This window comes from Streptomyces sp. PA03-1a (genome assembly GCF_033792805.1).
Classification (GTDB): domain Bacteria; phylum Actinomycetota; class Actinomycetes; order Streptomycetales; family Streptomycetaceae; genus Actinacidiphila.
On the sequence record NZ_JARAVO010000354.1, the window covers coordinates 1 to 6923 of the forward strand.

The following is a 6923-nucleotide window of genomic DNA, read 5'->3' on the forward strand; positions in this document are numbered from 1 at the left end:
GTTTGTTTCTCGTATCTCTAAGATGTTTTATCTTGTGTACCCGATCTCCCTGCGTGACCGTGCAGTTGTTTTTTTTTTTTAAGGCGAAGACGGGATTAGAGGGGTAGGGAGGGTTTGTGGGGTCGGAGATGGGTTTAAGAGGCCGGTGCGCAGCGCGGCGCGTGCCTGGCGGGCGGCGTCGGCCTGCTCGTGGATGACGCCGCGGACGAACTCCTCGTGGGTCACCGCGGGTACGTGGCCGCAGTCGCGGCGGGCGTCCTCGACGGCCACGCGGGCCGGGTCGTCCGGACGGCGCGCGGGCGGCCGGGTGGACAGGTCCAGCGCGCGGGCGACGGCGTAGCCGATCGGCCGGTGCGGCGGCCGCAGCCGCGCGGACAGGCCGACGCCCGCGACCTCCGCGACCATCCGCCGCTCGTCGGGGTCCGGAATGTCGGCGAGGATCCGCTCCAGCCAAGGGCCGCCCCACGGTCTCCCCGATGTCGACGGCGAGCCGGCCGATCTCCTCGCAGCCGTCCTCGTCCACGTAGCGGGGCTCGGCCTTGACGGTGCGGTAGACCCGCAGCTCGATCTCGGTCTGGTCCTCCCGGGTGGGCAGGATGGTGAACGGGAAGGCGTCCTTCACCCGCACGCTGTCCAGCCGCCGCACGGCCACGGCGAAGCGGCCCACGCAGAGGATGTCGCCGTCGTCGTCGCGGAACATCCGCATCGGCGAGTCGACGCTCTCCTCGAACAGCTTCGAGGTCTCGAAGCCGTAGGTGTACTTGGCCTGCCGGGACAGGAACACCCGCGGGTTGTGCGCGAAGTGGGTCGCCCCCTCCAGCACCGCCAGCGCCGGGTCCGGCGGCACCAGGATGCGGTGCCGGGAGCCGAAGTGCCGGTGCATACGCTCCCGCAGCCACTGGGACTTGGCGAACCCGCCGACCAGCACCAGGGTCTCCGACCCCGTGGCGCCCGCGCCCGCGGCCTCCCCGCTGGTGCGGCGGATGGCGGCCAGCTGCTCCTCGACCTTGTCCAGGATCCCCTCGACCACGCTGTCCAGGAGGACCTCCACCTCCTCCGGCGCCAGCACCATCCGCTGCGGGCGGCCGCCCGCCTCCTCCGCCAGCCGGGCCCGGCTGCCCTCGTCCAGCAACTGCCAGACGGTGACGGGCAGGTCGATCCGGACGGTGTCCATGATGTGCGGGGTGCCGTCCTCGTCCCACTCGACCTCCGCGGTGGTCTTGGCCCGCTCCCACTGCTCGGACAGCTCCAGCAGGTCCCCCGAGTGCTCCCGCTCCAGCCGCCTCAGCAGCTCGGGCCCCAGCCGCTTGCCCAGGGCCTGCTCACGGAAGGCCTGGTTGACGTACTCCGAGCCGAGCCGGCCGCCGGTGGCCACGCCGATCTCGCGGAGCGCGATGAGCTCGGCCGCGTCGCTGGAGGTCTCGTACGCCGTGATGTCCACGGTGCCGCCGCCGCAGTCGACCACCATGAAGCGGAAGCCGTCCACGTTGAGCTGCAGCCGGTCGCGCATGCCGGTCCCGTCGGTCAGGTCGGCCATCCGCAGGTAGCAGTAGAGCGCCGCGGCCTCCGGCTCGATGGACGGCAGCAGCCGCTCCGGGTCGTCGGGGAAGCCGGCGTCCACCGCCGCGTGCCGCATCGCGGCCCGGTCCTCGTCGTCCCAGATCGCCGGGACGGTGATGCACCAGCGGATCTCCCGCTCGGCGTAGCCCGCGTCCTTGATCTGGGCGACCGCCAGTTCCCTGATCTCCCGCAGGTAGGCCGTGATCAGCTCGCGCACCCGGCCGCGGTCGCCGAGGTCGACGATGCCGCCGGTGGTCGGCATGTCCACCGGGGCGCCGTCGTCCTTGAGCGCCATCTTGAACGCGTAGGCGTAGCCCAGGCCGTCCGTCCGGCCGCCGTCGGAGGCCTCCGACCACTGCTTGCGCGCCTTGTGGCCCCAGGCCACCGTGGTGCCGTCCGCGTCGACGAGCAGCGCGGTCAGGTTCTTCGGGTAGTCCACGCGGTGCTCGGGGAACCGGCTGTAGAAGGTGATCCGCCGGGACTGCGGATCGTCGTTCAGCGGGGTCACCACGGCCCAGGCGAAGCCGGTGCCGTGCGTGCCGAAGTCGACGGCGGCCACCACCTTCGGCCTGCCCGCCCACGACGTGTCGAAGCCGCTCATCGGTCAACTCCCCCCGGTCTTGGGGCGTCCGTACCCGCCCCGCACCTGACAGGCTGTCCCCATTCCGCAGTTATCCGGAGGGCCCGGGTGTTGCCAGGGCATATTTGGCAACACCCGGGCAGGCACCGGGCGACGGGAACGGAGGGGCCCTTGGAGGCGGAACAGAACGGCTTCGGGCAGGAGTTGCGCCGCAGGCGCCAGGCGGCCGGCAAGTCGCTGGGCGAACTGGCGGAGCGCGTGCCGTGCAGCCGCAGCTTCCTGAGCCGGGTCGAGAACGGCATGCGCCGCCCGACGTACGAACTGGCCGAGAGGTGCGACCACTTCCTCGAGGCCGGGGGCGAACTGCTCAGCCTCGCCCCGCGGCCGCGGCCCGCCCGCGAGCCCCGCGGCGGCAAGGAGCGCGACGGGGTCCGCGGTCCGGTCCGTACGGCGTCCAAGCTGGTCGACCGCGCCGCGCCCGTGCCGCCCGACGCCCCCGCCCTGGCCTCCGGGTACGGCGAGGAGTTCGACCGGCTCGTGCGGCGCGGCGACCTGCGGCACGCCGCGGGCCGGATGCGCGAGGCGGACCGCTGCTACCGGGAGGCGCACCGGCTGGCCGAGGGCCGGCCGCGCGCCCAGGCCCTGGCCGTGGTGCGGATCTGCCGCCGCTGGTCGGACCCGGGCCAGGTCGACCGGGAGCTGCTGCACCTGATCGGCGACAGTCTGGCCGCCCTGCGCGACGACCCCGGTCCCGAGGCCGGCGCGCTGCGCCTGCAGCTCAACGCGCACCGGGCGAAGAAGCTCTCCATGGCGGTCAGCGCGGACACCGCCGTGCCCCAGGCCGGCCCGGACAGCGGCGCGGCCCTGGCCCGGCACACGCTGGGCGGCCTGGAACGCGCGGACGCCGCGGACGCCGCGGAAGCCTCCGGCGTCGGCGAGGAAGTGCGCTGCGAGGTGCTGACCGAGTGCCGCTGGGGCCTGTACGACTTCGCGCCGGCCGCCGCCTCCCTGGCGCTGTCGGAGCGGCTGCGCGACGCCGCCGTACGCCATGGCTCGGCGCACTTCCGGGGCGAGGCGCTGATGGGGCTGGCCGTGGACCAGCTGCGCATGGGCCGGGTGTACCCGGCGCTGTCCACGGCCCAGGAGCACCGCAGGCACGCCGCCGCGAGCCGCAGTGAACTGGCCCGCTGGCAGCAGCGCACCCTCGACACCACGCTCGACCTGTGGCGCGGCCGGTTCGCGGCCGCGGCGGACTGGATCCTGCGGGAGTCCGCCGAGTACGCCGACCGGCTCGCCGCCGACCTGGACGTGCCGGCCGGCAACTTCCGGCAGACCCGGATGGGCCAGGCGTACTGGCTGCTGCGCGAGCAGGGCCGGATGCACGAACTGTTCGCGGGCGGCCTCGCCGACGACGTGCAGGAGCACGGCTACTTCCCGGTCTGGCGGGCGGGGCTCGTCCTCGCCCTGTGCGAGACCGGCGCCCGGGACCAGGCCGCCGACCTGCTGCAGGCCTTCGCCGACGACACCGACGGCTTCCGCGCCCTGCCGCCGCACGGCTGGGCGGTGCCCACGCTCGCCCTGCTCGCCGAGGCCTGCGCCGCGATCGGCGACCAGGCCGAGCTGCGGCCCCTGGTGGCCCGGCTGCGCGAACGGCTGGCCCCGCACAACGGCACCGGCATCGCCCTGGCCGGCTGGCCCACGGTGCTGGTCGCGCCCACGGCCCAGGCGTGCGGTGTGCTCGCCCTGACCGCCGGGGAACCGGACGCCGCCCTCGCGCACTTCCGCCTGGCGGCCACCCCGGCCCGCACCTCCGCCCCGCAGCTCGCCCGGCTCCGCCTGTGGCAGGCCCGAGCCCTGCGCGCCTGCGGCCGCCCGGACGCCGCCGCGGAGGCCCCGCGCCTGCTGCGCTCGGCCCGCGCGGTCGCGGAGGAGTACGGGATGGCACGGCTGGCCGCGGAGTGCGCGGCGCCGCCGGAGGAGGCCGGCGGCGGGTGAGGCAGACGAGTCGAGCTGTACGCCGGGTTCTGTCCCCGGTCGGCCTCGCGGCCGGCCGGGCGACGGCCATCCATCTAGGACCGGCGTTGCCGCCGGCCTCGTGCGGTCTACCCGCGGACTCGGGCGGGCAGCCCTCGATCGTCCGCGCAGGGCCGTCTCACGACGGCCCCTTTTGACCTTGCTCCGGGTGGGGTTTACCTAGCTGCCCAGGTCACCCTGGGCACTGGTGGTCTCTTACACCACCGTTTCACCCTTACCGGGAGCCTTGCGGCCCCGGCGGTCTGTTTTCTGTGGCACTGTCCCGCGGGTCACCCCGGGTGGGCGTTACCCACCACCCTGCCCTGTGGAGCCCGGACGTTCCTCGGCAGGACCAGGTCCTGACGCGGCCGCCCGCTCGGCTCGTCTGCCGTGGCGACCATGCTACCGGCCGATCACGCCGGGGTGAAAAGCACGGTGTGGCGGCCGGGGTCGGCCTGCGTCAGACGGACCGGGAGCGGCTCGCCGAGCGGGAGGGGTGCGGCGCCGCCGCGGACGCGGGCGACGACGGCCGGGGCACGCAGGTGGACCGTGCCGGAGGTCGGGTCGGAGTCCTTGATGTCGATGACGTAGGCGTCGAAAACCTCGCCGACGCGGTCCTTGAGCAGGGCCGCCTCGACGAGGTCGAGGGAGGCGCTCTCGATGGTGGCCGCGAAGTGCGATCCGCCGCGCATGTCGCGGGGCAGGTCCCGGAACGCGGCCGCGACCCACTCCGGCGGCTCCTGGCCGGCCACCGCGGCCAGGCAGAACTCGGCGGCGTAGCGGTCGACGAGGCGCCGCAGGGGCGCGGTGCAGTGCGTGTACGCCTCGGCGACGGCGGCGTGCACGGCCGGCTCGGCGGGGTGGCCGGGCCAGAAGGGCGTGTAGTCGGCGCCGCGGAACAGGCTCGTCGCCTCGTGCAGGAACGCAGCGTGGGTGGTGCGCTCCGGGTCCAGGGTGCGGACGAGTTCGGCGTACGAGGTCATGTGCGGCCAGTCGATGCGCAGCGCCGCGGCCACCCTGCGCAGCCTGGCCACCTCCCCGTGCGGGGCGAGCGGGAGCGTACGAAGGATGCCGGTGCCGGAGCGGAGCATGACGCCGGCGGCGACCATGCCCGTGAGCAGGGAGATCTGGGCGTTCCAGGCGTCGACGGGGCGCGGCGCCCGGTACCGCAGGGCGTAGCCGCCGTCGAGCTCCACGACCTCCTGCTCGGGCACGTTCAGGGAGATGCCGCCGCGGGCCCTCTCCTGCTCCTCGCGCAGCCGGCCGACGGTGCGGAGCAGCGCCACGGGCTCCTCGGCGGTGCCGGCGTCGATCGCGTGCTGCACGCCCGCGTAGTCCAGCCGGGCGCGGCTGCGGACGAGCGCCCGGCGGACGTCGACGTCGGTGACCGCGCCGTCCGTGTCGAGGTCGATCCGCCACAGCACGGCGGGCCGGTCCTGCCCGGCCAGCAGGCTGGCCGCCCCCTCGCCGAGCACCGGCGGGTGCAGGGGCACCCGGACGTCGGGGAAGTACAGGGTCTGCACGCGCCGGTGCGCCTCGGCGTCCAGCGCGCCGCCGGGCGTGACGAAGGCGGCGGCGTCGGCGATCGCGTACGACACCCGGTAGCCGCGGCCGCCCTCGCGCACGGCGAGGTGCATCGCCTGGTCCAGGTCGAGCGACCCGGGCGGGTCGACGGTGAAGAACGGCACGTCGGTGGCGTCGTACGCGGGCAGCCGGGGATCGCGCGCCGCCTCCTCGGCCTCCCCGAGCACGTTCGCCGGGAAGTCCCGCCGCACGTGCAGGTCCGCGCGGAGCGCGTCCAGCGCGGACCTCAACCGGACTCCGTCGGTGGTGGTGACGCGCAGGGGACGACGAGGCATGGAGCGAGCCTAAGTCGGGCGGTCGTAGGCTGCACTGCACCGGGGAAACGTGAAGGAGAACAACAGTGCTCGTCCTGCTACCGCCGTCCGAGGGCAAGGCCACCGACGGCACCGGCCCCGCCGTCGACCTGGGCTCCCTCTCCCTGCCCGGGCTCACCACGGCCCGCGCGACGGTGCTGGACGAGCTCGTCGGGCTCTGCGCGGGCGGCGACGAGGACAAGGCCGCGGACGTGCTCGGGCTCAGCCCCGGACTGCGCGGCGAGATCGCCCGCAACGCGGGGCTGCGCGAGGCGCGGACCCGGCCCGCGGGCGAGATCTACACCGGCGTGCTCTACGACGCCCTCGGCCTGGACACCCTGGACGCCGCCGCCCGGCGCCGGGCCGCCCGCTCGCTGCTGGTCTTCTCCGGGCTGTGGGGCGCGGTCGGCGTCCGGGACGCGATCCCCGCGTATCGCTGCTCGATGGGCGTGAAGCTGCCGGCGCTCGGGTCGCTCGCCACGTACTGGCGCACGCACCTCACCGAGGCCCTCCCGGACGCCGCGGAGGCCGCGGGCGGGGGCCTGCTCCTGGACCTGCGGTCCTCGGCGTACGGGGCGGCGTGGAAACCGGCCCCGCGCAGCGCGCTCGCGGGGCGCACGGCGACGGTGCGGGTGGTGCAGGCGGAGACGCGGAAGGTCGTCAGCCACTTCAACAAGGCGACCAAGGGGCGGATCGTGCGGGCCCTCCTGGAGTCCGGGGCGCGCCCCGGGAACCCCGACGCGCTCGTCGCGGCCCTGCGCGACCTGGGCTTCACGGTGGAAGTGCCTGCGCCCGGCCGCCTCGACGTGTTGGTGACGGACGTCCACTGAGTTCTTGTGCGGGTGGGTTGTGGTTGCGGCTCGCTGTTGTGTGCGGGTCGTTTGCGCCTGCGG

General features: G+C 74.6%; 4 protein-coding genes and 1 other RNA gene. 2 read left to right on the forward strand and 3 right to left on the reverse strand.

The window, feature by feature from the left end; translation table 11 throughout:
• Positions 1-2161 (reverse strand): Hsp70 family protein (locus PV341_RS42580; protein ID WP_500360666.1); only part of this gene is annotated, 2161 nt, incomplete at its 3' end.
• A gap of 150 nt (positions 2162-2311) precedes the next feature.
• Between PV341_RS42580 and PV341_RS42585 the strand changes: the two genes are divergently transcribed.
• Complete coding sequence (locus PV341_RS42585; protein ID WP_500322206.1) at positions 2312-4135, forward strand: helix-turn-helix domain-containing protein; 1824 nt, start codon at positions 2312-2314, stop codon at positions 4133-4135.
• A 2-nt stretch (positions 4136-4137) separates the two neighbouring features.
• Here PV341_RS42585 and rnpB read toward each other — a convergent pair.
• Positions 4138-4537, reverse strand: an RNA gene (rnpB, locus tag PV341_RS42590) — RNase P RNA component class A.
• A 29-nt stretch (positions 4538-4566) separates the two neighbouring features.
• Positions 4567-6012, reverse strand: a complete 1446-nt coding sequence (locus PV341_RS42595; protein ID WP_500360668.1) for an RNB domain-containing ribonuclease — start codon at positions 6010-6012, stop codon at positions 4567-4569.
• 65 nt (positions 6013-6077) lie between these two features.
• Here PV341_RS42595 and yaaA point away from each other — a divergent pair, with 65 nt between their 5' ends.
• Entirely contained in the window at positions 6078-6860 is a 783-nt protein-coding gene (gene yaaA / locus PV341_RS42600) for a peroxide stress protein YaaA (RefSeq protein ID WP_500360670.1), read from the forward strand.
• Positions 6861-6923 lie beyond the last annotated feature (63 nt).